General features: G+C 70.6%; 20 protein-coding genes and 1 pseudogene. 17 read left to right on the top strand and 4 right to left on the bottom strand.

From position 1 onward, the window contains the following. From pstA to pstB, 6 genes are all read left to right on the top strand, one after another. Positions 1–1,296 carry a phosphate ABC transporter permease PstA gene (gene pstA, locus ACZ3TS_RS06600; protein ID WP_467614205.1) on the top strand — a complete coding sequence of 432 codons (1,296 nt, stop codon included), beginning with the start codon at positions 1–3 and terminating at the stop codon, positions 1,294–1,296. Beyond that, positions 1,296–3,008 (top strand): phosphate ABC transporter substrate-binding protein PstS, encoded by a 1,713-nt coding sequence (pstS, locus tag ACZ3TS_RS06595; protein ID WP_467614204.1) that lies wholly within the window; start codon positions 1,296–1,298, stop codon positions 3,006–3,008. Before pstA ends, pstS begins: the two co-directional genes overlap by 1 nt. Next, positions 3,005–5,635: a hypothetical protein gene (locus tag ACZ3TS_RS06590; protein WP_467614203.1), complete on the top strand. Its 2,631-nt coding sequence runs from the start codon at positions 3,005–3,007 to the stop codon at positions 5,633–5,635. Before pstS ends, ACZ3TS_RS06590 begins: the two co-directional genes overlap by 4 nt. A gap of 125 nt (positions 5,636–5,760) precedes the next feature. After that, a complete protein-coding gene (locus ACZ3TS_RS06585) occupies positions 5,761–7,755 on the top strand; it encodes an Ig-like domain repeat protein (RefSeq protein WP_467614202.1) in 1,995 nt (664 codons plus the stop codon). A gap of 86 nt (positions 7,756–7,841) precedes the next feature. Then, complete coding sequence (locus ACZ3TS_RS06580) at positions 7,842–8,750, top strand: sortase (RefSeq protein ID WP_467614201.1); 909 nt, start codon at positions 7,842–7,844, stop codon at positions 8,748–8,750. 83 nt (positions 8,751–8,833) lie between these two features. Beyond that, positions 8,834–9,625, top strand: a complete 792-nt coding sequence (pstB, locus tag ACZ3TS_RS06575; protein WP_467614552.1) for a phosphate ABC transporter ATP-binding protein PstB — start codon at positions 8,834–8,836, stop codon at positions 9,623–9,625. Positions 9,626–9,655: 30 nt separating this feature from the next. On the opposite strand, the gene ACZ3TS_RS06570 is transcribed toward pstB, so the two are convergent. Then, a complete protein-coding gene (locus ACZ3TS_RS06570; protein WP_467614199.1) occupies positions 9,656–10,156 on the bottom strand; it encodes a class I SAM-dependent DNA methyltransferase in 501 nt (166 codons plus the stop codon). 626 nt (positions 10,157–10,782) lie between these two features. On the opposite strand from ACZ3TS_RS06570, the gene ACZ3TS_RS06565 reads away from it, so the two are divergent. The 10 genes and pseudogenes from ACZ3TS_RS06565 to ACZ3TS_RS06520 all read left to right on the top strand — a co-directional run bounded on the left by ACZ3TS_RS06565 (position 10,783) and on the right by ACZ3TS_RS06520 (position 21,897). Next, positions 10,783–12,003 carry a M20 family metallopeptidase gene (locus tag ACZ3TS_RS06565; protein WP_467614198.1) on the top strand — a complete coding sequence of 407 codons (1,221 nt, stop codon included), beginning with the start codon at positions 10,783–10,785 and terminating at the stop codon, positions 12,001–12,003. 397 nt (positions 12,004–12,400) lie between these two features. Beyond that, the gene (locus ACZ3TS_RS06560; protein WP_467614196.1) at positions 12,401–13,438 is read left to right on the top strand and encodes a BMP family lipoprotein; all 1,038 of its coding nucleotides are present in this window, start codon (positions 12,401–12,403) and stop codon (positions 13,436–13,438) included. Positions 13,439–13,845: 407 nt separating this feature from the next. Further along, on the top strand, positions 13,846–14,898 hold the full coding sequence (locus tag ACZ3TS_RS06555; RefSeq protein WP_467614194.1) for a BMP family lipoprotein: 1,053 nt from the start codon (positions 13,846–13,848) through the stop codon (positions 14,896–14,898). Positions 14,899–15,180: 282 nt separating this feature from the next. Further along, positions 15,181–16,863, top strand: a complete 1,683-nt coding sequence (locus tag ACZ3TS_RS06550; RefSeq protein ID WP_467614550.1) for an ABC transporter ATP-binding protein — start codon at positions 15,181–15,183, stop codon at positions 16,861–16,863. Continuing rightward, positions 16,860–17,984, top strand: a complete 1,125-nt coding sequence (locus ACZ3TS_RS06545) for an ABC transporter permease (protein WP_467614193.1) — start codon at positions 16,860–16,862, stop codon at positions 17,982–17,984. The genes ACZ3TS_RS06550 and ACZ3TS_RS06545 overlap by 4 nt, the downstream gene beginning before the upstream one ends. Continuing rightward, positions 17,984–19,246 carry an ABC transporter permease gene (locus ACZ3TS_RS06540; RefSeq protein WP_467614192.1) on the top strand — a complete coding sequence of 421 codons (1,263 nt, stop codon included), beginning with the start codon at positions 17,984–17,986 and terminating at the stop codon, positions 19,244–19,246. The genes ACZ3TS_RS06545 and ACZ3TS_RS06540 overlap by 1 nt, the downstream gene beginning before the upstream one ends. Beyond that, complete coding sequence (locus ACZ3TS_RS06535; protein ID WP_467614190.1) at positions 19,243–19,644, top strand: cytidine deaminase; 402 nt, start codon at positions 19,243–19,245, stop codon at positions 19,642–19,644. The genes ACZ3TS_RS06540 and ACZ3TS_RS06535 overlap by 4 nt, the downstream gene beginning before the upstream one ends. A gap of 82 nt (positions 19,645–19,726) precedes the next feature. Then, positions 19,727–21,004 carry a thymidine phosphorylase gene (locus ACZ3TS_RS06530; protein ID WP_467614189.1) on the top strand — a complete coding sequence of 426 codons (1,278 nt, stop codon included), beginning with the start codon at positions 19,727–19,729 and terminating at the stop codon, positions 21,002–21,004. Positions 21,005–21,009: 5 nt separating this feature from the next. Continuing rightward, positions 21,010–21,478: pseudogene (locus ACZ3TS_RS06525) on the top strand (Uma2 family endonuclease); the annotation flags it as partial. Positions 21,479–21,510: 32 nt separating this feature from the next. Beyond that, on the top strand, positions 21,511–21,897 hold the full coding sequence (locus ACZ3TS_RS06520) for an STAS domain-containing protein (protein WP_467614187.1): 387 nt from the start codon (positions 21,511–21,513) through the stop codon (positions 21,895–21,897). On the opposite strand, the gene ACZ3TS_RS06515 is transcribed toward ACZ3TS_RS06520, so the two are convergent. The 3 genes from ACZ3TS_RS06515 to ACZ3TS_RS06505 all read right to left on the bottom strand — a co-directional run bounded on the left by ACZ3TS_RS06515 (position 21,790) and on the right by ACZ3TS_RS06505 (position 25,438). Then, positions 21,790–22,797 carry a sigma-70 family RNA polymerase sigma factor gene (locus ACZ3TS_RS06515; protein WP_467614185.1) on the bottom strand — a complete coding sequence of 336 codons (1,008 nt, stop codon included), beginning with the start codon at positions 22,795–22,797 and terminating at the stop codon, positions 21,790–21,792. The genes ACZ3TS_RS06520 and ACZ3TS_RS06515 overlap by 108 nt on opposite strands. A gap of 108 nt (positions 22,798–22,905) precedes the next feature. Next, complete coding sequence (gene dnaN / locus ACZ3TS_RS06510) at positions 22,906–24,048, bottom strand: DNA polymerase III subunit beta (RefSeq protein ID WP_467614184.1); 1,143 nt, start codon at positions 24,046–24,048, stop codon at positions 22,906–22,908. Between the two features lie 109 nt (positions 24,049–24,157). Then, on the bottom strand, positions 24,158–25,438 hold the full coding sequence (locus ACZ3TS_RS06505; RefSeq protein ID WP_467614182.1) for an MFS transporter: 1,281 nt from the start codon (positions 25,436–25,438) through the stop codon (positions 24,158–24,160). Positions 25,439–25,501: 63 nt separating this feature from the next. Between ACZ3TS_RS06505 and ACZ3TS_RS06500 the strand changes: the two genes are divergently transcribed. Continuing rightward, complete coding sequence (locus ACZ3TS_RS06500; protein WP_467614181.1) at positions 25,502–26,464, top strand: LysR family transcriptional regulator; 963 nt, start codon at positions 25,502–25,504, stop codon at positions 26,462–26,464. The last annotated feature ends 20 nt before the right edge of the window (positions 26,465–26,484 follow it).

Raw genomic sequence — 26,484 nt, 5'->3', positions numbered from 1 at the left:
ATGACCGTCGTGGAAGAGACCGTCGAACAGACCGCACCGGCCCCGGTGCCGGCCGCCGCCGAGCCCGCGGACCTGCCCGACCGCCCCCGCCGCATCGGCGGCCTGACCCGCTCGGGCGTGCTGTCCCTGTTCGGCGCCGCAGTCTCGGGGTTCTGCGTCACGGTGCTGCTGTTCGGAGAACTCGCCCCGTTCTCGGGTGCGTTGGGCTTCACGGTCACCGCGTACCTCGCCTTCCTCGCCATCTACGCGGTGCTCACCGGCCTGGAGGAGAACGGGCAGGCCGTACGCGACCGGGTGATGACCGTGGTGCTGTGGACGGCGGCGACGCTGCTGTTCTCCGCGCTCGCCATGGTCGTCGGCTTCACCGCCTGGCGCGGCCGCGAGGCGCTGCCGCACGGCAACTTCTTCACCCAGGACATGCGGGCGGCGGGCCCGCTCGACCCGATCACCCGCGGGGGCATCACCCACGCGATGCTCGGCACGCTCATCATGATCGCGATCGCCCTGGCGATCACGGTCCCGCTCGGCCTGGCCTGCGCGGTCTACCTCAACCAGATCCCGGGTCGCTTCTCGCGGTTCGTGCGGACCATCGTCGAGGCGATGACCGCGTTGCCCTCGATCGTGGCCGGTCTGATGGTGTACGCAACCTGGATTCTCATCCTCGGCATGCCGAAGTCGGGCCTTGCGGCCGCCTTCGCGATCAGCGTGATGATGCTGCCGATCGTGATCCGCGCCGCGGACGTGGTGCTCCGGCTGGTGCCGGGCACGCTGACCGAGGCCGCGGAGGCGCTCGGGGCCCCGCGCTGGCGGACCGTGTGGCACGTCGTCCTGCCGACCGCGCGCTCCGGCCTCGCCACGGCCGTCATCCTCGGCACGGCACGCGGTATCGGCGAGACCTCGCCCGTACTGCTCACCGCTGGCTTCACGGCCGCGCTCAACGCCGATCCGACGAGCGGGCCGATGATCTCGCTGCCGCTCGCCGTCTTCAACTTCGTCAAGTCGCCGCAGCCCGCGATGATCGCCCGCGGTTTCGGCGCGGCGGCCGTCCTGATGGCCCTGGTCCTGGTGCTCTTCGCCATCGCACGGGTGATCGGCGGCCGCGGCCCCGGGCACCAGAGCCGCCGCCAAGCCCGCCGCACGGCCCGTGCCTCGCGCCGCGACGTCGCCCGCTTCGCCGAACTGCACGCCCCCGGCCTCACGTTGTTCGGCGCCGACCCGCAGGACGCCCCGTTCGCCAAGCCTTCCGGGTCCACCACCGAAGAGGACCCCGGACACAAGTTCGGAGAGACCGACTGATGCGCCGTCACCTGCCCCTTCTTCTGCGCCGCCTGCGCGCGCCGGGGATTCTCGGCGCACTGCTCGCCATGATCGCCGCGCTGCTGGGCGGCCCCCTGACCGCACCGGCCGCCGCCGACACCGCCTACACCCGGATCTCCGGAGCCGGCTCCACATGGGCGGAGAACGCCGTCGCGGCGTGGGCCCGCGCCGTCAACCAGTACGGCATGCGGATCGACTACGCGGGCAACGGCTCCTCGGACGGCCGTCGGCAGTTCCTCAGCGGCACCGTCGACTTCGCGGTCTCGGACATCCCCTTCCAGACCCACCCGACCGACGGCTCCGCCGCCGAACGCCCGGCCCCGGGATCGTACGCCTACATGCCGATCGTGGCCGGTGGCACCGTGTTCATGTACCACCTGACTGCGGGCGGCAAGCGGATCACCAACCTGCGGCTCTCCGGTGACGTGGTCACCAAGATCTTCACCGGGGTCATCAAGACCTGGGACGATCCGGTGATCAAGGCCGACAACCCCGGTCTGCAACTGCCGCACCGCGCCATCGTCCCCGTGGTCCGCTCGGACGGCTCGGGCTCCACCGCCCAGTTCACGATGTGGATGGCCAACCAGCACAAGGGCCTGTGGGAGGACTACTGCCGTCGCGTCGGCCGCTCCGGCGCCTGCGGGCAGACCTCGAACTACCCGACCGTCCCCGGCATGATCGCCCAGTCCGGGGACCTCGGCGTGGCCTCGTACGTGGCCCAGAACTACGGCGAGGGCGCGATCGGCTACGTCAACTACTCGTACGCGCTCAACGAGCACTATCCGGTCGCCAAGGTCCTCAACCACGCGGGCTACTACACCGAGCCGACCCCGCAGAACGTCGCGGTGTCGCTACTCAAGGCCAAGATCAACACGAACAAGAGCTCCCCGGACTACCTCACCCAGCAACTCGACGGCGTCTACAACGACACCGACAAGCGCAACTACCCGCTGTCCAGCTACTCGTACATGATCCTGCCGCTGAAGGTGCAGGGCATCTTCAATGAGGCCAAGGGCAGGACCCTCGGCGCGTTCTCGTACTACTTCATGTGCCAGGGCCAGCAGAAGGCACCCGAGCTCGGGTACTCACCGCTGCCGATCAACCTGGTCCAGGCGGGCTTCGACCAGATCCGCCGGATCCCCGGGGTGCAGGCGCAGAACATCAACATCCGGGGCTGCAACAACCCGACCTTCACCACCAGCGGGCGGAACAAGCTCGCCGAGACCGCGCCCTACCCGGCCGCCTGCGACAAGAAGGGCGCCCCGCCCTGCACCACGGGCACCGGCGGCGCCAAGTCGAACAGCGGGTCCGGAGGTTCGGGCGGCTCCTCGGGCGGCTCGAACGGCGGCGGCTCGGGCACGGGCGGCACCTCGGCCGGCGGCGCTTCCGGCGGTGGTACGGGGGGCTCGGGCGGCGGCAGCGCACAGCCCTCCGTCGACCCCGACACCGGTCAGACCATCGCGCCGGACGGCGCGGCAGCCGGTGGCGGCACGCCCGCGAGCGGCACCGTCGCCCTCGCCCAGCCGGTCGCGGTGGCCGGGCGGCACGGCTGGACCAGCACCCAGACGCTGATGCTGCTCGCGGTGGGCCTGCTGCTCGGGCTCGTCCTGCTGCCCTCCGTCGTCTCCCGCGCGATCGCCTCGCGCACCGGCACCCGGGACGGCCACTCCACGGACGGGGGCGCGCGATGAGGCGGCTGCGCAACGCTCTGGTCCGCCTGATCGCCGGAGGGGTCGTCGGTGCCCTCGCCGGGTTCGCCGTGGCGCAGGCGGCCCCGTCCGCCACCGCTGCGGACACCAAGGGCTCCGCCGTCACCGTCGCCGGGCGCGGCGAGTTCAATGACATGAAGTTCACGGTCGACCAGACCACTCACCTCAGCAGCCAGGCGATCAGCGTCTCCTGGAGGGGCGGCAGCCCGACCACCTTCGCGGGCACGCGGTTCAACACCGACTTCGTGCAGATCATGCAGTGTTGGGGAGACGACGACGGCACCGTGCCGTCCAATCCCGGTCCACCGCGCACCCAGTGCCAGTTCGGCGGGTCCCCGGTAACCGGCCGGGACAGCTGGCCGGGCAACGACCGCGACGACACGCGCAAAGTCACCTACAACGCCGACCCGACCAACTACGGCGATGACGACCGGTACGGGGCGGGCAACCCCTTCGGCCAGGGCGAGGTGCCCTTCAAGTCCGTCGACGGCACCGTCATCACCAGCAACACCCAGAACAACCAGTTCTTCAACCGCAACACCACCAACGAGGTCGACTTCGCCCGCACCGGCGCCGACGGCACCGGACGCGAGTACTTCGAGGTGCAGACCGCCAGCGAGGCCCCGCACCTGGGGTGCGGCGTCACGGTCACCCGGAACGGCGTCACCAGGCCCCGCCCGTGCTGGCTGGTGATCGTCCCGCAGGGCCACCTGGACCTCGACGGCAAGCCGTACGCGGACCAGAGCCAGGTGAACGCGGGCTCCCCGGTGTCCTCCACCAACTGGAAGAACCGCATCGCGATCCCCCTTCAATTCAACGCGGTCGGCTCGGGCTGCGCCCTCGGCGCCGACGAGCGCCCCACCATCGGCAGCGAGCTCGCCGCCGACGCCATGACCAGCTGGCAGGCGGCCCTGTGCCCGACCGGCCGGGTGTACGGCTACACCGAGCTCGGCGAGCCCGACGCCCGCCAGCAGATCAGCTCCGACGGAGCCGCCGGACTCGCCTTCACCACGCGGGCCCTCGGCTCGGACGAAGGTACGACGGCGCCCTCCGGCACCACGACCTACGCACCAGTCGCGCTCTCCGGAGCCGCCATCGGCTTCACCATCGAACGCAGACCCAAGGCCGGGGCGCCGGACAGCGTGCGCAGGCTCGCCGGCACGAAAGTCGACTCCATCGACCTCACGCCCCGCCTGGTTGCCAAACTGCTCACCGAGTCCTACCGCAACTCCCCCTGGGGAGCGGTGCTCAGCGACAAGGCCGCATCGGGGTACGGCTGGGCCAAGAACAACCCTGCGGGCTTGGCGAGCGACCCCGAGTTCATCGCGCTCAACCCGGAGTTCGCCGATCTGTCGGTCGCCGAGACCCCGGCCACCGACACCGACCTGCTGACCGCGGCGGGCCACTCGGACTCGGCCCGCGCGCTGTGGCAGTGGATCCTGTCCGACAAGGAAGCCCGCCAGTTCCTCGCCGGCGTCCCCGACGACTGGGGCATGCGCGTCAACCCGTACTACAGCACCAACGCGGACCTGGTGCCGAAGGGCCCGGCCTTCGACCCCGCCCACACCGACAGCTACCCGAAGAACGATCCCTGGTGCACGGTGCCCCCGGGCACGGACGCACCCAAGGACGCCCTGCAGTGCATGACCGACTTCCACCCGCCCGTGACTGACATGCACGACGGAGCCCTGCGCACCCGGCGTACCGACACGCTGTGGAAGTCGACCTGGGACGCTCTCGCTAACCCGCCCACGTACAAGAGCCCGGGACCACAGATCGTCGGCTCACGGTTCATGATCACGATCACCGACGCCGCCTCCGCATCCCGCTACGGCCTGCAGACCGCCAGGCTGCGCAACGCCGCGGGCAAGTTCGTCGCCCCCACGACCGTGTCGCTGACCGCGGCCGCCGCGAGCGCCTCCGGGTCCGGGGTGGCCGAGATCAGCCCGGCTCGGGCGACCGCCAAGGGCGCCTACCCGCTGGCCCAACTGGTCTACGCGGCCGTGCGCCCCGGCGAGGTGAAGGCCGCTGCCCGCCAGGACTACGCGACCCTCCTGCGCTATGTGGCGGGCGCCGGGCAGGTCAGCGGCGCCGACCCGGGCCGCCTGCCGGCCGGCTACGCCCCGCTGTCCAAGCAGCTGCGCACCCGGACGGAGCGCGCCGCCGACGCACTCGCCCACTACACCGGTCCCTCGCACGACGGCGGCTCGGCTGGTGGAACCTCCGGCGGTGCCGGTGGCTCCGGAGGCGCATCGGACGGCGGCGCCACGAGCGGCGGTACCGGAGACGGCGCCACGGGTTCGGACGGCGCCGCCGGCGCCGGCGCCGGCGCCACGCCCAGCGACGCGCCCTCGTACGGCGGCGGCAAGGCCGTGCAGACCACGGCCCTCGGCACCACACCCGCCGACCCCGCGAACGCGCTGCGCTACGCCGTCCCGGTGGGTGCCGCCCTCGGCGCCGCCGCCGCGGTCGGCGCGCCCTTCGCGGGCGGCAGCCGACTGCGCCTCCCGCTGCGTGTGCCGCTCCCCGGGGGCCGCACCGTGACGGTCGTACCGGCCTTCACCCTGCCCGAACGGCTGCGGAGGCTGCTGCCACCGGGTCGGGGCTGACACCGGAGCGCCGATGCGGCGCTCCCCACAGACGGCCGCCCGCCCCGAAAGGCAGTCGGGGCGGACGGCTCGTACCACCCTGCCAGATCTCCCTTCTCCCACGCTCAACCGTCAGGAGACTCTCGATGCGCAGAACGCGCTCTACGGCGGCGCTCGTCGCCGCCGCCGTGGTGGCCGGCGGCCTGGCTCTGGCGAGCCCGGCGTCCGCCGACCCCACCCCCGCCGGGACCTTCCGGCAGCTCGTCGGCGTGGGGTCCGACACCACGCAGGACGTGCTCAACGCCCTCGCCGGCGACACCGTGGCGGGCAAGGACTACTCCGCGACCGCCGTGAAGTCGGCGAGCGGCGCGGGCATCGCCTCGTACGACGCGGTCGAGCCCGACACCGGCTCCACCAACTCCCCGATCCAGACCCGCTCCGGCGGCCCGTCCTTCCTGCGCCCGAACGGCTCGGGTAAGGGCCGTCTCGCCCTGAGCGAGTCGCTGACCGGTGACAAGTACCCGGACAGCTCCGGCGTCTCCATCAAGGGCCAGGTCGACTTCGCCCGCTCCTCCGGCGGCCCCAGCACCGCCGGCACCGCGTTCACCTACGTCCCGTTCGCGCGGGACGCGGTCGGCGTCGCCGTCAAGGGCTCGGCCCTGGACACGCTGACGGTGGACCAGCTGCACGACATCTACTCCGGCACGCTCACCGAGGTGAACGGCCAGACCCTGCACCCGAAGATCCCGCAGAACGGCTCAGGCACCCGGAAGTTCTTCCTGTCCGCGATCGGCATCACCGACGCGACGCTCTCCCCGAACATCCCGACCGTCCAGGAGAACCAGGCGGACGACGCCCTCACCGAGGACGGCGCGCTGGTTCCGTTCTCCGTGGGCAGCTGGATCGCCCAGAACAACGGCATCGCCCCCGACCACAGCAAGGCCGCCGCGGCCGCGGGCGGCCACCTGGCCTCCGTGCAGCTGCCCGGCGACACCGGTGAGACCAGCCCGGTGACGAAGGCCAACGGGAAGTTCATCCCGGTCAGCAGCTACTACGAGAACGCCACCTTCGGCCGTGACGTCTACAACGTCGTGCCCAGCCGGGCGATCGACCCGACGAGCATCTTCTTCGACAAGGACCTCTACGACGTCTTCGTCACCAGCGGCAGCCACGTCGCCGCGCTGGCGTCCGACGCCGCCGAGGCGGTCATCGCCGACTTCGGCTTTCTGAACGAGTCGTACAACGGCTCGATCAACCCGAACAAGCACGCGAAGTTCGGCGGTCTCGAGGAGTCGGGCGTCGACGCCTCCACGCCGGCCGCGCCGGGTCTGAAGGCCACCCTGGGCGACGCGAGCGTCAAGCTCACCTGGACCGCCCCGGCCGCCACCGGCCTCCCGGTCACCGACTACCGCATCACGCTGACCGGTTCGGACGGCGGCGTCGTGGCCGTCAAGGACGTCCCGGCCACCACCACGTCGTACACCTTCGGCGGTCTGGCCCTCGGCAGCTACACCGCCTCGGTCAGCGCCGCCAACCTCAACGGCGCCGGCGCTCTCGCCACGTGGAGCGGTGTCGTCAAGTACGCGAGCGCCACCAAGGCGACCACCGCCACGACCGCGTACGGCAAGACGCCCAAGGTCGCCGTCACGGTCACCGACTCCCACGGGGTCGTCCCGACAGGCAAGGTCACGGTGAAGGAGGGCTCCACCACCCTCGGCACCGGCACCCTCGGTTCCACCGGCAAGGTCACCATCAGCCTGTCGAACCACCTGAAGGTCGCCACGCACTCGCTGCGTGTCTCCTACGGCGGCAGCAGCAAGCTGAACGCGTCCTCGACGACCGTCTCCCTGAAGATCGTCAAGGCGACGCCGAGTGTCGCCACCACCGCGCCCAGCACGGTCAGCCACACCAGCCGCGCCAAGGTCACGGTGAAGGTGTCCGCCACCGGCACCATTCCGGGCGGCACGGTGCGCATCTACGAGGGCTCCCGCGTCATCGCGACCGGCACGTTGAGCGGCGGCAAGGTGACCATCACCCTGCCCAAGCTGAGCCGCGGCAGGCACACGCTGCACGCGTACTACGCCGGCTCCTCGACGGTGACCGCCAGGAACGGCGCGAGCTTCACCATCCGGTCCACCTGATCAAGCCCGGCCGGGGAGACCGCGACCGCAGTCTCCCCGGCCGGACCCGAGACAAACCCCACGACCAGCGAAGGAGGCGGGCCGTCGTGACCGTCGCCGTACAGACCACGCTCGCACCGGCCGCGCTCCGGGCGCGCGCTGGCAGCGTGACCGCCGTCCGCCACCTCGCCCGCGGCGGCCTGCTCAGCCTCGCCGCCCTGCTCCTCGGCATCTCCGCCCAGCTGCTGCTGGTCAGCGGCATCCAGGAGCACTCCGCCCAGCGCGCCGCGTTCGACGAGCTGCGCAACCAACTCGCCCTGGGCACGGCCCCGGTGGCCCAGACCGACCAGCAGGGCCGGCTGCTGGCACCCGGCACCCCGGTCGCGCTGATCGACATCCCCGCCCTGGACATGACCCAGGTCGTCCTCGAAGGCACCGACTCGACCGTCATGACCGACGGCCCCGGTCACCGACGGGACACCCCGATGCCCGGACAGGCGGGCACGAGCGTGCTGATGGGCCGGGCGGCCGCTTACGGTGGCCCGTTCGGGGGGCTTGCCCGGCTACGCGAGGGCGCCAGGTTCACGGTGATCATCGGCCAGGGCAAGGCTACCTACCAGGTCCTCGACGTCCGCCGGGCCGGCGACCCGGCGCCCGCCCCGGTGGCCGCGGGCAAGGGACGGCTGGTGCTGGTCACGGCGACCGGACCAAGCTACATGCCAGGCGGCATCCTGCGCGTGGACGCGGACCTGGTGTCCGCGCCCTTCCAGACCCCGGCGGCCGTCATTCGCTCCGGCACGCTGCCGCAGTCCGAAGAGCCGCTGGCCCGCCCCTCCGGGGTGCCGTGGCCGCTGGTGATGTGGCTGCAGGCGTTGCTCCTCGCGTCCGTCGCCGCGGTGTGGGCGTGGCACCGGTGGGGCCGTCATCAGACGTGGATCGTCTTCGCCCCCCTCGTTGCGGTGCTCGGCCTCCAGGTCGCCACACGCACCACCGAACTGCTGCCCAACCTGCTGTGACCGCCGCACCGGCCCCGCCACGAACCGAGGTACCCGACGTGACCGACGCCCTGACCGACACCGCCGTCCTGCCGCCCGTACCCATGGCAGCGGCCCCCGCTCCCGCCACCCTCGAAGCCCGCGCGGTCTCCGCCTGGTTCGGCAACCACCAGGTGCTGAGCCGGGTCTCCCTCACCATGCCCGCCGGCGAGGTCACGAGTCTGATCGGTCCCTCCGGCTGCGGCAAGTCGACGTTTCTGCGCACGCTCAACCGCATGCACGAGCTGATCCCGTCGGCGGCGTTCGGGGGCGAAGTGCTCTTCGACGGGGAGGACATCTACGCCCCCGAGCGACGCCTGACCGACGCCCGGCGCCGTATCGGCATGGTCTTCCAGAAGCCCAACCCCTTCCCCGCCATGTCGATCTACGACAACGTGGTGGCGGGTCTGCGCCTCACGGGGACGCGCGTGAGCCGCCGGGAGAAGGACGAGCTGGTGGAGGAGTCCCTGTCCCGCGCGGGCCTGTGGAGGGAGGTCAAGGACCGCCTCCGCCAGCCGGGCGGCGCGCTCTCCGGTGGCCAGCAGCAGCGCCTCTGCATCGCCCGCGCGCTGGCCGTGCGCCCTCGGGTGCTGCTCATGGACGAACCGTGCTCGGCGCTCGATCCCACCTCCACCCGCCGGGTGGAGGAGACGATCCACGAGCTCGCCGGTCAGGTGACCATCGTGATCGTCACCCACAACATGCAGCAGGCCGCGCGCGTCTCCCAGCAGTGCGCCTTCTTCCTCGCCGAACAGGGCACCCCCGGCGGCATCGTGGAACACGGCCCGACCGAGGACATCTTCGGCATTCCGCAGGACCAGCGGACGGCCGACTACGTGGCGGGCCGCTTCGGCTGACGGCGCCGGGCATGCCTCGTGCCCGGCTGCTCAGTCCTCGGCGCACTGTTCGCGGGCGAGCAGGAACGCACGCTGCCGCTTCTCGTCCGGGTCTGCCTCGAGGAGCGTGCGCGTGTGGACGGGCAGATCGGCCTTCGCGAGATGGGCCGCGCTCGTGTCGGGGGCGTGCCGGTAGTGGTCAAGGGCCATCTCGTGCCCGAGGCACTCCGTCACCGCGACGTGCTCGTCGTCACCTGTCTCGAACGCCACAAGGGCGTGCCCGCCGGGAGTCAGGACCCGGTGGAACTCGGCGAAGACCGTGGGCAGGTGCTCCTGCGGCACATGGATGATCGAGTGCAGCGCCGCGATGCCGCCGAGGGTCCGGGGCGGCAGGTCCAGGGCCGTCATCGTGCCCACATGGAAGCGGACATCGGGGTGCGTGCGCCGGGCCAGGGCCACCATGCGGGGGGACACGTCGACCCCGAACACGGGCACGCCGAGGGCGTGGAGTCTCGCCGTGACATGACCGGCGCCGCAAGCCAGATCGGCCACCGGAGCGGGACCGTGCTCCCGTACCAGGTCCGCGAACCCGGTGACCAGGGCACGGGTCCACCGGGCGGGTGGCGAGGCCGTCGGGGAAACGGGCGGCGTAGTCGGGGGCCATGGCGTCGTACGAGACCCGTGTGGCGTGTATGAAGTCCGGTTCCTGGGCGTTCACGCTGGCGCACGCTACTCGGCCGGAAGGGGGACCGGGGGCGGGCTTTCGAGGGTTCACCGTCCCGCCATGTGGACGTCGGTCCCGGCCTTGGAAGCCGAACCGGCGTATGGAGCGGTGCTTAGGGGAGAGGAACGGGGGGTGGCGTGGTATCCGTGGGGTACGCGGGAATGGAGCCGGGTCGTCCGGACGTTCCCCGCGGCGGGACGCTCGGACTCGGGAGCGGTCCCGTGCAGGGATCACGGGGCGCCCTCCGCGGCGCCGGACGGCTCCGCGGCCACCCCGACGGACCCGGTCGACATCCGTCGATCCCATTGCCCGGAAAAGCCGGGCGAGTATACCCATCCCAACCGCCGGATATGCGGCGGGTGGCCGACTTTTCTTCGCCTGACGGGCTGAAGTTTCGCCATCGAGGGCCGGTCGACCGCTCGATCGCCCTACCCTTCAAAGGGTGAACCATTTGATGTCCAGAGAGTCCGAGGCCGATCACCCCGGGGACGCCCTGCTCCCCGGCGCGCTGCCCGAGGCACTGCGCGCTGAACTCGTCGCCTTCCGCCGCGACCTGCACATGCACCCGGAACTCGGCAATCAGGAGTTCCGCACGACTGCCGCGATCAAGGAACGCCTCGAGCAGGCCGGACTTGCTCCGCGTGTGCTCGACGCCGGTACCGGGCTCTTCTGTGACATCGGCGAGGCGGACGGCGTACGCCCCATGCTCGCCCTGCGCGCCGATATCGACGCGCTCCCCATTCCCGACACCAAGACCGACTGCGCCTACCGCTCCACCGTGCCCGACCGCGCCCACGCCTGCGGGCATGACGTGCACACCACGGTCGTCCTCGGCGCCGGACTCGTCCTTGCCGCACTGCACCGCGAGGGCAGGCTGCCGCAGCCCGTGCGGCTGGTCTTCCAGCCCGCCGAGGAGGTCCTCCCGGGCGGCGCCGCCGACGCCATCGTGTCCGGTGTCCTGGACGGCGTGGGGCGCATCATCGCCGTGCACTGCGACCCCAGGGTCGACGCGGGACGCATCGGGCTGCGGCACGGCCCCATCACCTCCGCCTGCGACCGGCTGGAGATCGCGCTGAACGGCCCCGGCGGCCACACCGCGCGCCCCCACCTCACCACCGACCTCGTCACGGCCGCCGCGCGCGTCGCCACCGAGGTGCCGGCGCTGGTCGCGCGCCGCGTCGACGCCCGGAGCGGGCTGGGGGTCACCTGGGGCCGGATCGAGTCCGGCCACGCACCCAACGTCATCCCGCAGCACGCGGAGCTGTCCGGGACCGTGCGCTGTCTGGACCTCGACGCCTGGCGGCAGGCGCCCGACCTCGTGCACGCGGCGATCGACGAGATCGCCAACCTGTACCGGGCCAAGTCCGAGATCAACTACATCCGCGGGGTGCCGCCCGTCGTCAACGACCCCATCGTGACCGAGCTGCTGCGCGAGGCCATGGTCGCGCGCCGTGGCGTCCACTCCGTCGAGGACACCGAGCAGAGCCTCGGCGGCGAGGACTTCTCCTGGTACCTGGAGCACGTGCCGGGCGCCATGGCCCGCCTCGGTGTCCGCCGGCCCGGGGACCGCCTGATCCACGATCTCCATCAGGGCGACTTCGACGTGGACGAGCATGCCATCACCGTGGGCGTCGAGCTGATGACGGCGGCGGCACTGCTGGACGCGGAGCGGTAGACCGTACGGGAGCCGCCGGTTCCGGGGGCGCCGACCGCGCGGCCCCGGGTTCCGGAGCGGTGGGCCTGAGGGACGCCAGGGCGGTGCCGCGGGGTGCCGCCGGGGTGTCGCTCATGGCACCACCGGGGTGGCCGGAACCGGCTCCCGATCCGCGCCTTTCGCCCCCTTGTGACACTCCTCGGTAACGGTCGTCGCGCAAACGTAACCCGGTGGCGGCACGAATCGATAACGGCCGCGAGGAACCCCGTTCCCCTCTCCTTCTACGCGCGTTACTGTGCGCCGGAATCGCTGCTGTGGCGGCGCATTGGGGAAGCGGGCCGGTCACGGTGCCGTGGGGACGAAGGGGTGGCTGGCTGTGCGTCTGATCTCTCGGAGGACGAGGTTCTCCCAAGCTGCGGTGACCGTGGCGGTCATCGCCCTCGCGGCCGCTGGGTGCGGCAAGTCCAGCACGGAGTCGAACAGCAACTCCGACTCTGGCAAGAGCTCGTCCGGTTACACGGGCAAGGGCATCGGTCTGGCCTACGACATCGGCGGCAAGGGCGACCAGTCCTTCAACGACGCCGCCTTCGCCGGCTTCCAGAAGGCCGAGCAGGAGTTCAAGATCGGCGGCCGGGACGTGGAGCCGAACGACAACGAGTCGGACGCCGACAAGGTGCAGCGGCTCGAGCAGCTCGCCAAGGCGGGCTACAACCCGATCATCGGTGTCGGCTTCGTCTACGGGCCGGCCGTCAAGGAGGTCGCGGCCAAGTACCCGAAGATCACCTTCGGCATCATCGACGACAACACGGTCCAGGCGAACAACGTCGCCGACCTGGTCTTCCATGAGGAGCAGTCCTCCTACCTGGCCGGTGTCGCCGCGGCCAAGACCACCAAGAAGAACCACATCGGCTTCATCGGCGGTGTGGACATCCCGCTCATCCACAAGTTCGAGGCGGGCTTCGACCAGGGCGCCAAGTCCGTCAACCCGAAGATCAAGATCGAGTCGCAGTACCTGACCCAGACGCCCCAGGAGGGCGGCTTCTCCAGCCCCGACAAGGGCAAGGAGGCGGCCAACGGCCAGATCGCGGCGGGCGCCGACGTGATCTACCATGCGGCCGGCCTGTCCGGTCAGGGCGTGATCCAGTCCGCCGCCGAGCACAAGGTCTGGGCGATCGGCGTGGACTCTGACCAGTACGAGCAGAGCGCGCTGGCCAAGTACAAGGACTACATCCTCGGCTCGGCCCTGAAGAACGTCGGCGGCGCGGTCTACGACCTGGCCAAGTCCGTCGTCGACGGCAAGCCGCTGACCGGTGAGCAGCGCGGCGACCTCAAGTCCGGCGGCGTCGGCTTCGCGGACTCCAACCCGAAGTACCAGGCGATGAAGGACGTCGTCGCGGCGGTCGAGAAGGCCAAGCAGGACATCATCGACGGCAAGATCACCGTCAACACCAACTAGTCGGCTCCGCGGAGCGGCCTACGACCAGAGGCGCCCCCGGCCGGGGAAGGAACCGGGCGGGGGCGCCTCCGTGTCCGCGCCGCGAGGCCGGGCGGACCTGCGGAGGGGGCCGGGCGCAGCTTGGAAGCAGGCGGCGTAGGGTGGCTGCTTCCCGGCGCATCCGAATCCACGACCGCGCGAGCCCCTCCCGAATTTCCGCGATGACACCACCCCTCATTCCCCTCCGTGCGATGCCCGCGCCCTTGCCTCCTGCAAGCGCTGCACCGCTCTCCGTGACGTGCTGTGTGGCTGTGGCCACATCTCGATAACGGACCGGACAGAAGGGGTTTTCCGTCCGGTCTACGCGCGTTACGCTGCCGCGGAACCAGCGCCTGGTATGGGCGCAACGCACAAAGGAGTCTCGTTCCATGCGCCGGGTGTCCCGTATCGCCGTTGCTGGCGTAGCAACCGCAGCCCTTGCTGTCACCGTTTCCGCCTGCGGCAGCTCGTCCACCTCGTCCGCCGGCAGCAAGGGCGGCAAGTCCAAGGGCATCGGCCTCGCGTACGACATCGGCGGCAAGGGCGACCAGTCCTTCAATGATGCCGCGTACGCCGGCTTCCAGAAAGCCGAGAAGGACTTCGGCGTCAGTGGCCGCGACGTCGAGCCGCAGGACGGCGAGACGGACGCCGACAAGGTGCAGCGTCTGGAGACGCTCGCCAAGTCGGGCTACAACCCGGTCATCGGCGTCGGCTTCGTGTACGCGCCGGCCGTCAAGGAGGTCGCCGCCAAGTTCCCGAAGGTGTCCTTCGGCATCATCGACGACAACACCATCCAGGCGAAGAACGTCGCCGACCTGGTCTTCCACGAGGAGCAGTCCTCCTACCTCGCCGGTGTCGCCGCGGCCAAGACCACCAAGAAGAACCACATCGGCTTCATCGGTGGCGTGGACATCCCGCTCATCCACAAGTTCGAGGCGGGCTTCGACCAGGGCGCCAAGTCCGTCAACCCGAAGATCAAGATCGAGTCGCAGTATCTGACCCAGACGCCCCAGGAGGGCGGCTTCTCCAGCCCCGACAAGGGCGAGAGCGCCACGAACGGCCAGATCGACGCCGGTGCCGACGTCATCTACCACGCGGCCGGTCTGTCCGGTCAGGGCGTCATCAAGGCCGCCGCCGCGCACAAGGTGTGGGCCATCGGTGTCGACTCCGACCAGTACAACCAGAGCGCGCTGGCGTCGTACAAGAACTACATCCTCACCTCGGCCCTGAAGAACGTCTCCGGTGCCGTGTACGACCTCGCCCAGTCGGTCATCAAGGACAAGAAGCCGCTGAGCGGCGAGATCCGCGGCAGCCTGGACAACGGTGGCGTCGGCCTGGCCGACTCCAACCCGGTGTTCAAGAACAACGCCGACCTGCAGGCCGCGCTGAAGAAGGCCGAGCAGGGCATCAAGGACGGCACGATCAAGGTCAAGACCTCCTGACGTCCGCCTGCGTGAAGTGCGTCCCCGGAGTCCCGGCGCCGACATCACGGCGCCGGGACGTCCGGGACAAGAGGCCATAACAGGCCATGGCCAAGGCGTTGCCGTAATGGGAGCGTTACGGCCGAGGAACGGGGTGCGGGAAGGATGGCCTGACCGCACCCCGTTCGCGCGGCACAATGCTCGGAACGATTGGAAACCGCTCGGTTCCGGTCAGGCCCGAGCCCTATTTAAGGCAGGGGCGCTACGCGCGTAGAGGGGCCCCTTTTCCAAGGAGAGTGCGCCATCGACGCGTCCAGCAGCCCTCCGCTCACCGCTCAGCCGACCATCGCGGTCGAGCTGGCGGGGATCACCAAGCGATTCCCTGGTGTCGTAGCCAACCACGACATCCACCTCACGGTCCGCAGGGGCACCGTGCACGCCCTCGTCGGCGAGAACGGCGCCGGCAAGTCGACGCTGATGAAGATCCTCTACGGCATGCAGAAGCCGGACGAGGGCGCGATCACCGTCGACGGCGAGCAGGTGTCCTTCAACAGCCCCGCCGACGCCATCACCCGCGGCATCGGCATGGTGCACCAGCACTTCATGCTCGCCGACAACCTCACGGTCCTGGAGAACGTGGTCCTCGGCAGCGAGAAGCTGTACGGGATCGGCGGCGACGCCCGTAAGAAGATCAAGGAGATCTCCGACCGCTACGGGCTGAACGTACGCCCCGACGTCCTCGTCGAGGACCTCGGGGTCGCCGACCGCCAGCGCGTGGAGATCCTCAAGGTCCTCTACCGCGGCGCGAGGACGCTGATCCTGGACGAGCCGACCGCCGTGCTCGTCCCGCAGGAGGTCGACGCGCTCTTCGACAACCTGCGCGAGCTGAAGTCCGAGGGCCTGGCGGTCATCTTCATCTCCCACAAGCTGGGGGAGGTCCTGTCGGTCGCCGACGACATCACCGTCATCCGGCGCGGTACGACGGTCGGTACCGCCGTCCCCTCCGAGACCACCTCGCGCCAGCTCGCCGAGATGATGGTCGGCAGCGAGCTGCCCACCCCGGAGACCGCCGAGTCCACGGTCACGGACCGGCCGGTCATCGAGGTCAAGGGCCTCACGGCGTTCGCGAGCGGCGGCGCCTCCCTCGGCGAGCTCGCCGAGCCGGCCGCCTCCGGTCTGCTGACGGAGGGCGCCGCCGAGGGCGCCGGCGAGGTGCGGCGCGTCCTCGACGACATCACCTTCACCATCCACGCGGGCGAGGTCATGGGCATCGCCGGCGTCGAGGGCAACGGCCAGACCGAGCTGATCGACGCACTGATCGGCCTCAAGAGGGCCGACTCCGGCTCCATCGCCTTCCGCGGTGAGGACATCGCCTCCTGGTCCACCCGCAAGCGCCGCGAGCAGGGCGTCGGCTACATCCCCGAGGACCGGCACCGCCACGGTCTCCTGCTCGAGGCCCCGCTGTGGGAGAACCGCATCCTCGGCCATGTCACCGAGCGCCCCAACGCCAAGGGCTTCTGGCTCGACATCAAGGGCGCCCAGGACGACACGCGGCGGATCGTCGAGGACTACGACGTCCGCACCCCCGGCATCGACGTGACCGCCGCCTCCCTCTCCGGCGGCAACCAGCAGAAGCTCATCGTCGGCCGTGAGATGAGCCACAAGCCCAAGTTCCTCATCGCCGCCCATCCCACGCGCGGTGTGGACGTCGGCGCGCAGGCGCAGATCTGGGACCAGATCCGTGAGGCCCGTCGCGAGGGCCTGGCCGTGCTGCTGATCTCCGCCGACCTCGACGAGCTGATCGGTCTGTCCGACACCCTCCGGGTGATCTACAACGGCCGGCTGGTCGCGGACGCCGACCCGGCCACCATCACTCCTGAGGAGCTGGGCTCCGCCATGACGGGTGCCGCGTCCGGCCACCTGGAGCACGTGGAGGAATCCACCGAAGACGCAAGCGACGCCGCCCCGGAGGACGACGCCCGATGAAGAAGTTCGACAAGGAGCGGGTGCTCCTCGCGGTAGCCGGTCCGGTCATCGCGCTCGTCTCGGCCATCCTGCTCACCTCGGTCGTGCTGGTCGCCTCCGGCAAGAACCCGTTCGAGCCGTACCGGCTGATGATCGAGCAGGCGGGATTCTCCGACGTCCAGGTGCTCATCATCAACCAGGCGTCGCTGTACTACCTGGCGGCACTCGCGGTGGCCATCGGCTTCCGTATGAACCTGTTCAACATCGGCGTCGACGGGCAGTACCGCCTCGCGGCGATGATGACCGCCGTCGTCGGCGCGCACATCGCGCTGCCGTCCTTCCTGCAGATCCCGCTGCTGATGTTGGTCGCCATGTTCACCGGCGCCTTCTGGGCCGGTATCGCGGGCATCCTGAAGACCACCCGGGGCGTGAGCGAGGTCGTCGCGACCATCATGCTCAACGCGATCGCCACCAGCCTCATCGGCTACCTCACCCTGTCCAACGTGTGGGGCGTGCAGGTCGGCAACAACATGACGACCGGCATCATGAAGAAGTCCGGCTGGTTCCCGGGCATCAACATGGGCGCCGACGTCGGCGAGATCTACGGCCTGGTCTTCCTCGCGGTCCTCGCGGGCATCCTGTACTGGCTCGTGCTCAACCGCACCCGCTTCGGCTTCGACCTGCGCGCCACCGGTGCCTCCGAGACCGCCGCCGCGGCCTCCGGCGTCGACGCCAAGAAGATGGTCCTCACCGCGATGGTGATCTCCGGCGCTGTCGCGGGTCTGTCCGGCCTGCCGCTGCTGCTGGGCGACGCCCACACCTACAGCCTGAGCTTCCCGACGGGCCTCGGCTTCACCGGCATCACCATCGCCCTGCTCGGTCGCAACAACCCGGCCGGCATCGCCTTCGCCGCGCTTCTGATCGCCTTCCTCGACAAGGCGTCCCCCGCCCTCGACTACGCGACCCCGGTGGCGTACGAGAAGGAGATCGCCACGATCATGCAGGGCCTGATCGTCTTCGCGGTCGTCATCTCGTACGAGGCCGTACGCCAGTGGGGCCTGCGCCGCCAGCAGAAGCGGGTGGGCGCCGAACTGGCCGCGGAGGCCAACAACAACTCGCACAAGAAGGAGGTGGCTGCCTGATGTCCACCGCGACCGTCGCGAAGCCGAAGGCCCAGCAGCCCGGCAAGGGCAGCCGCCGATTCTCGCTCCCCGTACTTCTGCTGATCATCGCGGGCGTACTGATCCTGACCTCGATCGTCCGCCTCATCACCGGCGCGGACGGCATCACCTCGACCGGCCAGATGTCCACGGCGCTGCGCCTGGCCGTCCCGATCGGCCTCGCGGGCCTCGGTGGCCTGTGGTCCGAGCGCTCGGGCGTCGTCAACATCGGTCTCGAGGGCATGATGATCCTCGGCACCTGGTTCGGCGCCTGGGCCGGCTACCAGTGGGGCCCGTGGACCGGTGTCGTCTTCGGCATCATCGGCGGTGCGCTCGGCGCCCTCCTGCACGCCATCGCCACCGTCACCTTCAACGTGAACCACATCGTCTCCGGTGTGGCGATCAACATCCTCGCCCTCGGCACCACCCGCTACCTGTCGAAGTTCACCTTCGAGAACGCGCCTCAGGGCTCCTCCAAGCAGTCCCCGCCGATCGATTCGCTGGGCACCTTCGACATCCCCGGCCTGTCCAGCTGGCTGGACACGCTGAACCAGAAACACTGGTTCCTGGTCTCGGACATCGCGGGCCTGGTCGGCGGTCTGGTCACCGACCTGTCGCCGCTCACCGTGATCGCGGTGGCCCTCATCCCGGTCACCTGGTGGGTGCTGTGGCGCACGGCCTTCGGTCTGCGACTGCGCTCCTGCGGCGAGAACCCGGTGGCGGCCGAGTCGCTCGGCGTCAACGTCTACAAGTACAAGTACATCGCCGTGATAATCTCCGGCGGCTTCGCCGGCCTGGGCGGCGCGTTCCTGTCGATCGTGGCGTCGAACGTGTACCTGGACGGCCAGACCGCGGGTCGCGGCTACATCGGTCTCGCCGCGATGATCTTCGGTAACTGGATGCCGGGCGGTCTCGCCCTCGGCGCGGGCCTGTTCGGCTACACCGACAGCCTCAACCTGCGCGGCGGCACGACGAACGTGCATGCGCTGATCCTGCTGCTCGCCATCCTGCTGGTGTTCGGCGCGGCGTACCTCGCGTGGAGGAAGAAGTACGTCCCCGCGATCGTCACGGCCGTGGTCTCGGCCCTGATGTTCGTCTGGTACGTCGGCACCGACGAAGTCCCGAAGCAGCTCGTGACCGCGACCCCGTACATCGTCACCCTGCTGGTGCTCTCGCTGTCCGCGCAGAGCCTGCGGATGCCGAAGGCGGACGGTCTGCCCTACCGGAAGGGACAGGGCAAGTGACCCCGCCCGCGACGGTCGACTGGGCGGTCCTGCGTGAGGAGGCGCGCGCGGCGATGTCCCGCGCCTACGCGCCCTACTCGGGCTACCCGGTCGGCGTCGCGGCCCTCGTCGACGACGGGCGCATCGTCACCGGCTGCAACGTGGAGAACGCCTCGTACGGACTCGGCCTGTGCGCCGAGTGCGGTCTCGTCTCGCAGCTGCAGAACACCGGGGGCGGTCGGCTCACGCACTTCACCTGCGTGGACGGCAAGGGCGGCATCCTCGTCCCCTGCGGTCGCTGCCGCCAACTGCTGTACGAGTTCGGCGGACCCGAGCTGCTCCTCGAGACACCGGCCGGGATCCTGCCGCTCTCCGAGATGCTCCCGCAGGCCTTCGGGCCGGACCATCTCACCAAGTAACTCCCGTGCGGCCCCTCCGCGTCGCCCCGCAGTGGCGCAGAGGGGCCGCACACCTTCGGAACTTCGGAAGGAAACCATGGCCATGGACGCCATCTCCGTCATCCGCACCAAGCGGGACCGCGGTGAGCTGAGCGACGAGCAGATCGACTGGGTCATCGACGCGTACACGCGGGGCGAGGTCGCCGACGAGCAGATGTCCGCGCTCGCGATGGCCATCCTGCTCAACGGCATGAACCGCCGCGAGATCGCCCGCTGGACGGCGGCGATGATCGCCTCGGGCGAGCGCATGGACTTCTCGTCGCTGTCCCGCCCGACGGCCGACAAGCACTCGACGGGCGGAGTCGGCGACAAGATCACACTCCCGCTGGCCCCTCTGGTCGCCGCCTGCGGCGCGGCGGTCCCGCAGCTGTCGGGCCGCGGCCTCGGCCACACCGGCGGCACGCTGGACAAGCTGGAGTCGATCCCCGGCTGGCGCGCCCTGCTGTCGAACGAGGAGATGCTGCACGTCCTCGACACGACGGGCGCGGTGATCTGCGCGGCGGGCGACGGCCTGGCGCCCGCGGACAAGAAGCTCTACGCGCTCCGCGATGTCACGGGCACGGTGGAGGCGATCCCTCTCATCGCTTCCTCCATCATGTCCAAGAAGATCGCTGAGGGGACGGGCTCGCTGGTCCTGGACGTGAAGGTCGGCTCGGGCGCCTTCATGAAGACGATCGAGGACGCACGGGAGCTGGCGTCCACGATGGTGGGCCTGGGGACCGACCACGGCGTGAAGACGGTGGCGCTGCTGACGGACATGTCGACGCCCCTCGGCCTGACGGCGGGCAACGCGCTGGAGGTCCGCGAGTCGGTCGAGGTGCTGGCGGGCGGCGGTCCGGCGGACGTGGTGGATCTGACGATCGCCCTGGCGCGAGAGATGCTCGACGCGGCCGGTGTGAAGGACGCGGACCCCGTGAAGGCCCTGGCCGACGGCTCGGCGATGGACGTCTGGCGCCGGATGATCGCGGCACAGGGCGGCGACCCGGACGCGCCGCTGCCGACGTCGAAGGAGCAGCACGTGATCAAGGCGCCGTCGTCGGGTGTCCTGACCCGCCTGGACGCCTACGGCATCGGCGTCGCCGCCTGGCGCCTCGGCGCAGGCCGCGCGCGCAAGGAGGACCCGGTGCAGGCGGCGGCGGGCATCGAGATGCACGCCAAGCCGGGTGACACGGTGACGGAGGGCCGGCCGCTGCTGACCCTGCACACGGACACGCCGGAGCGGTTCGGGTACGCGCTTGAGGCGATCGAGGGGGCGTACGACGTCGCGGCGACGGGCACGGAGTTCACGGCCACGCCGGTCGTGCTGGAACGTATCGCCTGACCTTCACCGTGTCACCTGCTCCCGCGTTTCGCCACAACGTGATCGCGGCCCGCATCCAGCGTCGCCTCTACTCAGTGATCCCGGAGGACTGGGAGATCTTCCAGACCCAGGCCATCGCCGTGCCGTCGCGACTGGGCATGCTCATCCCGGACCTCGTGGTGGTTCCGATGCCGGAGTGCGCGGAGTCGGAGAACCACATCCCGGCCGCCCTCGCCGAACTCGTCGTCGAGGTGACCTCCAAGTCCAACGCCCGCCACGACCGCGTCAGCAAACCCGCCGCCTACGCCACCCGCGGGAATCCCGCTCTATCTCCTCGTCGACCGCTGGGCTCCCGACGGCCCGACCACGACGCTCTACGGAGAACCCAAGGGCGATGTCTGTCGCCCCCTGAGCACCGCCAAGTTCGGCGAGGCCATCAAGCTTCCCGCTCCCTTTGACCTCGTCATCGACACCAGCGAGTTCCCCGTCGACTGAAGGTACGGCCGTGTCTCGCGGATCCACCGCCGATGAGTTCCAGGCGCCCGCCCGGTCTACCCACCGTGGACCCAGAGACACCCGCCGTACTCGTGCTGGCCGGCCTCGTCACCCCGGACGACGTGACGAGGCTCGGTGACGACGTGCGGGCGTTACTGGAGGCGACCGGCGCCGGGGTTGTCGTATGCGATGTCGGTGCGTTGAGGCCCGTACAGCTCGCCACCATCGACGTGCTGGCCCGGTTGCAGCTGGCCGCCCGGCGGGCCGGGGGCCGGATACGGCTGCGTGATCCCGCCCCGGCCCTCCGCGCCCTAGTCGATCTCGTCGGCCTCCCCTTCGAGCTGGAGGGGAAGGCCGAACAGCGGGAACCAGCGCTTCGTGTCGAGGAAGAAGTGGAACCCGGTGAGCCGGCCGTCTGAAATCTCCAGGACCTGGACCGCCCAGGCCGTGAAGCCCCCCGTGTCCGGATCCGGCTTGTACTGGGCGAAGCCCGGCAGACCGTTGACTGCGACCGGCACCAGCCGGGAGCCCTCGCAGGCGGAGCCGAGCGTCGTCATGAAACCGGTGATGTCCGAAGTGCCGCGCAGCCACAGGTCGAACGGCGGCATCGTCATCACCGCGTCCTCGTGCAGCAGTGCCGTCAGCGCCGTCATGTCGTACCCCTCGAAGGCCGCCACATAGCGCTCCAGGAGTTTTTGCTGCTCCTCGTCGAGGGGGTCGGAGACGGCGGCGTCGGCGTCCTCCCCGCCCCGCTCCGCAAGCGTCGTGCGGGCCCGCTGCAGCGCGCTGTTGACCGAGGCGACCGAAGTGTCGAGCAGCTCGGCGACCTCGCTCGCCTTCCAGGCCAGGACCTCGCGCAGGATGAGCACCGCGCGCTGCTTGGACGGCAGTTGCTGCAGAGCGGCCATGAACGCGAGGCGCACCGACTCCTTCGCCACCGCTGCCTCCGCCGGGTCGCTGACCGTCGGAAGCACGCGGGCGTCCGGCATCGGCTCCAGCCAGGTGTTGTCCGGGCGCGGGGACAAGGCCGCCTGGGCGAGCGGCGTCGGGTCGGTGAGGTCCACCGGGCGGGCGCGCTTGTTGCCCGCGCTCAGCATGTCCAGGCAGACGTTCGTCGCGATCCGGTACAGCCACGAGCGGAGGGAGGAGCGTCCTTCGAACTTCTCGTAGCTGCGCCATGCGCGGACCATCGTGTCCTGCACCGCGTCCTCCGCCTCGAAGGAGGAACCGAGCATGCGATAGCAGTATCCGGTCAGCTCGACCCGGTGCTTCTCCAGCCGGACGTCGAGATCGTCCACCGTCGCCGTGCCGTCACCCATGGTCCACCCACCCCTGTGGCCGTTCCCGTCGCGCGCCTTTGCGCACCAGCACTTCGGAAGCTACCGCAGCCCACTGACAACGGTCCCCGGACCGCACAAAAGCCCAGCTCATACCAGTTGCCTCACGGACATGAGCAGATGCTGGTGGGCCGCCTCCGAGGTGCCGACCACAGCCGGGCCGTCGGCCGCAAGGCCGGTCAGCAGCGCCCGCTGACCCGTCCCCAGCAGTTCCATCCGCAGGCGCGGCGATTCGAAGGAGTTCAGCGCGTCCAGCAGATACGCCGGGTTGAAGGCCACGGACACCTCGTCCGCACCGCTCAGTGCGGCCGGCAGCCGTTGCGCGGCGACGTCGTCCCCGTATCCGGCCTCCAGCAGCACGGATCCGTCGGCCGCGAAGTCCAACCGCACCGGACTGTTCGCCTCCGCCACCACCGCGACCCGTCGCACCGCCTCCGCCAGTGTCCCGCGCTCCACCTCGGCGACCGCGGCTCCCGTCACGTCGAACAGCGACCCGTACCGCGGCAGCCGGCCCTCCAGCAGCCGCACCGCCACCCGCATGCCGCCACCCTCGAAACCGATCAGGCCCCCGTCGGGCGCCAGTCTCATGTGCACCTGACCTGAGCGGGCCAGCGACCGCGTGACGTCGAGCAGCCGACGCGCGGGCAGCAGGGCGTCGATCGAGCCGTCGGCCGTCGCGGCTCCCGGCTTCCACCCCAGCCGTCGTACGGCGTACCGATAGCGGTCCGACGCGGCGAGCGTCATGGTGTCGCCGTCGAGATGCAGCTGTACGCCGGTGAGCACGGGAAGGGTGTCGTCGCGGCCCGCGGCCACGGCGACCTGGCCGACGGCGGTCGCGAACGCGGCGGCGTCCACGCTCCCGTACGGCTCCGGCGGCACCGGCAGGGCCGGGTACTCCTCCCGCGGCAGCGTCGACAGCCCGAAACGCGTACCGCCTGCCTCCACCGTGAACCGCGTTCCCTCCAGCCCGCAGCTCACCGGACCGTCCGGCAGTACCCGGCAGATGTCCAGCAGCCTGCGCCCGAGGACGAGTACCTGCCCGTCCGTCGCCGTCTCCGCCTCGGTCTCGATGCGCGCCGCCGTCTCGAAGTCGAACCCCGAGACGCGCAGCCGTCCCGCCGTCGCCTCCAGAAGCAGTCCGCCCAGCACCGGCACCGGCGTCCGCGCGGGCAGCACACGGGCCGCCCACCCCACGGCCTCGGCGAAGCGCCCGCGGTCGACCCGGAACTCCATCAACAAACCCCCTGCTCGGCCCGGTTGCCCCGCAGACGCTATACGCGACCACTGACAACCGGCCCTGAGCAGGGGGTACGCAACGAGGCCGGGCTCTGCCGAGCGGGGCTCAGTGCGCGGGCACCGGCTCTCGCCGCGCGGCGACCCGCGCCGCCCGCGACCCGAACACCGTGATCGTCACGACTCCGAGCACCGCCAGCGCGCCCATGCCCACCGTCCCGGCCCAGCCGCCCGAGTGGAAGGCCACAGCGCCGAGGGTGCTGCCCGTGCTGGAGCCGATGTAGTACGCCGACTGGTAGAGGGCGGAGGCCTGGGCGCGGCCCTGCTTCGCCGTGTGGCTGACCGCCGACGACGCCACCGCGTGGCCCGCGAAGAAGCCCGCCGTGATCAGGACCAGGCCCAGCAGGACCAGTGGAAGGGAGGACGACAGGGACAGGAGCAGACCCGTCGTCGTGGTGCCGGCGGCCAGGTACAGCGCACCGCGGCGGCCCAGGCGGCCCACCAGTCGGCCGGCCGTGGACGCAGACACGGTACCCACCAGGTACACCAGGAAGATCGAGCCGATGATGCCCTGCGGCAGCCCGAACGGCTCCTCCGTCAGGCGGAAGCCGATCACCGTGTAGACGCCGCCGAACACCGTCATGAACAGCGCGCCGATCGCGTACAGCCTCCGCAGCAGCGGGTTGGCGAGGTGGTCGCGGACGGTGCGGGCCAGGACGCGCGGGCGCAGCGAGCCCGGCCTGAAGTGCTTGGGCGCCGGGAGCAGAAGGCGGAAGGCCACCGCGCAGGCCACCGCGATCACGCCGATGGTGCCGACGGAGACCCGCCAGCCCCACTCCTGCGCGACCCAGCCGGTGATGACCCGGCCGCTCATCCCGCCGACGCTGTTGCCGGCCACGAACAGGCCGATCGCGGTGATCAGTGCCTTCGGGGTGACCTCCTCGGCCAGGTACGCGGTCGCCGACGCCGGCAGCCCCGCCAGCGCCGCGCCCTGGATCGCCCGCAGGGCGATGAGCGCGCCCAGCGACGGGGCGAAGGGGACCAGCAGACCGACCGTCACCGCGACCGCGAGCGACGCCGTCATCAACGTACGCCGTCCGAACCGCTCGGAGAGTGCGCTCATGGGGAGGACGAACAGCGCCAGTCCGCCCGTCGCGGCCGACACCGTCCAGCTCGCCGCGCTCGCCGTCACCCCGAAGTCGGCGGAGACGAGCGGCAGCAGGGCCTGCGTGGAGTAGAGGAGGGCGAAGGTCGCCACCCCGGCCAGGAAGAGGGCGAGGCTCATCCGTCGGTAGCCAAGGCCACCCGGGGTCATCCGGGAGTCGACGGCGGGAACGGTGGAGGCATCGGCGCCCACGGTGGTGGACGCCCCGGTATCGGCAGCAGGCATACTTCGAACGTACGGACCTCGCGCCTCATCCGTCCAATGCACAGAAACCCCATAATCGTTCCCATGGTGCATCAGCAGAGGTCAGCCAGAGGCCTGTCATCGTCCGGTGACACAAGTGACGCAGAAGACATCGTCACGCTGCTCGCGCCGCGCCTGGCGTACTTCGCGGGCGTGGCCCGTACCGAACACGTCACGCGTGCCGCGCAGGAGATGCAGGTCCCGCAGTCCACCCTGTCTCGCGCGCTCGTTCGACTCGAACAGGACCTGGGCGTCGAACTGTTCGCCCGTCGTGGCCGAACGGTCTCGCTCACCCCGGCGGGCCGTACGTTCCTCGTCTCCGTCGAGCGCGCCCTCGCGGAGATCGAGCGGGCCGCCGAGGAGGTGCGCGCGGACGCCGACCCGGCCACCGGCAAGGTCGCCTTCGGCTTTCTGCACACGATGGGCGCCGAGACCGTGCCCGGTCTGATCCACGCGTTCCGCGCCGACCATCCGCGCGTCCGCTTCAGCCTCGTCCAGAACTACGGCGAGGCGATGCTCGAGAAACTGCGGGCGGGGGAGCTGGACCTGTGTCTGACCTCCCCGGTACCCGACGCTCCCGATCTGGTGGCCCGCCGTCTCGACGAGCAGAAGCTGCGGCTCGTCGTCCCCGCCGACCACCGGCTCGCGGGCCGAAGGCGCATCCGTCTCGCCGAGGCCGCCGACGAGACCTTCGTGACCCTCGAAGCCGGCTACGGGCTGCGCCGTATGACCGACGACCTGTGCCGGGAGGCGGGGTTCACGCCGAGGGTGGCCTTCGAGGGCGAGGAGGCGGAGACCCTGCGGGGCTTGGTCGCCGCGGGGCTCGGCGTCGCGCTGCTGCCGCCGCCCGCGGTGCCTCGCCCCGGGGTCGTCGAGTTGACGGTCACCGCGCCGCGGGCGGTGCGGGAGATCGGCGTCGCATGGCTGGAGGGGCACGTCGACACGCCGCCGGTCGCTGCCTTCAAGAGGTTCCTGCTGTCGAGGAGGGGGCTGCTGCTGCCCGAGTGAGGCGCGGGCCGTCCCGTGCC

This window comes from Streptomyces sp. NPDC022910, from assembly GCF_055561075.1.
Note: the sequence above shows the minus strand (reverse complement) of the source record. Positions and strands in the feature narration are given on the sequence as shown.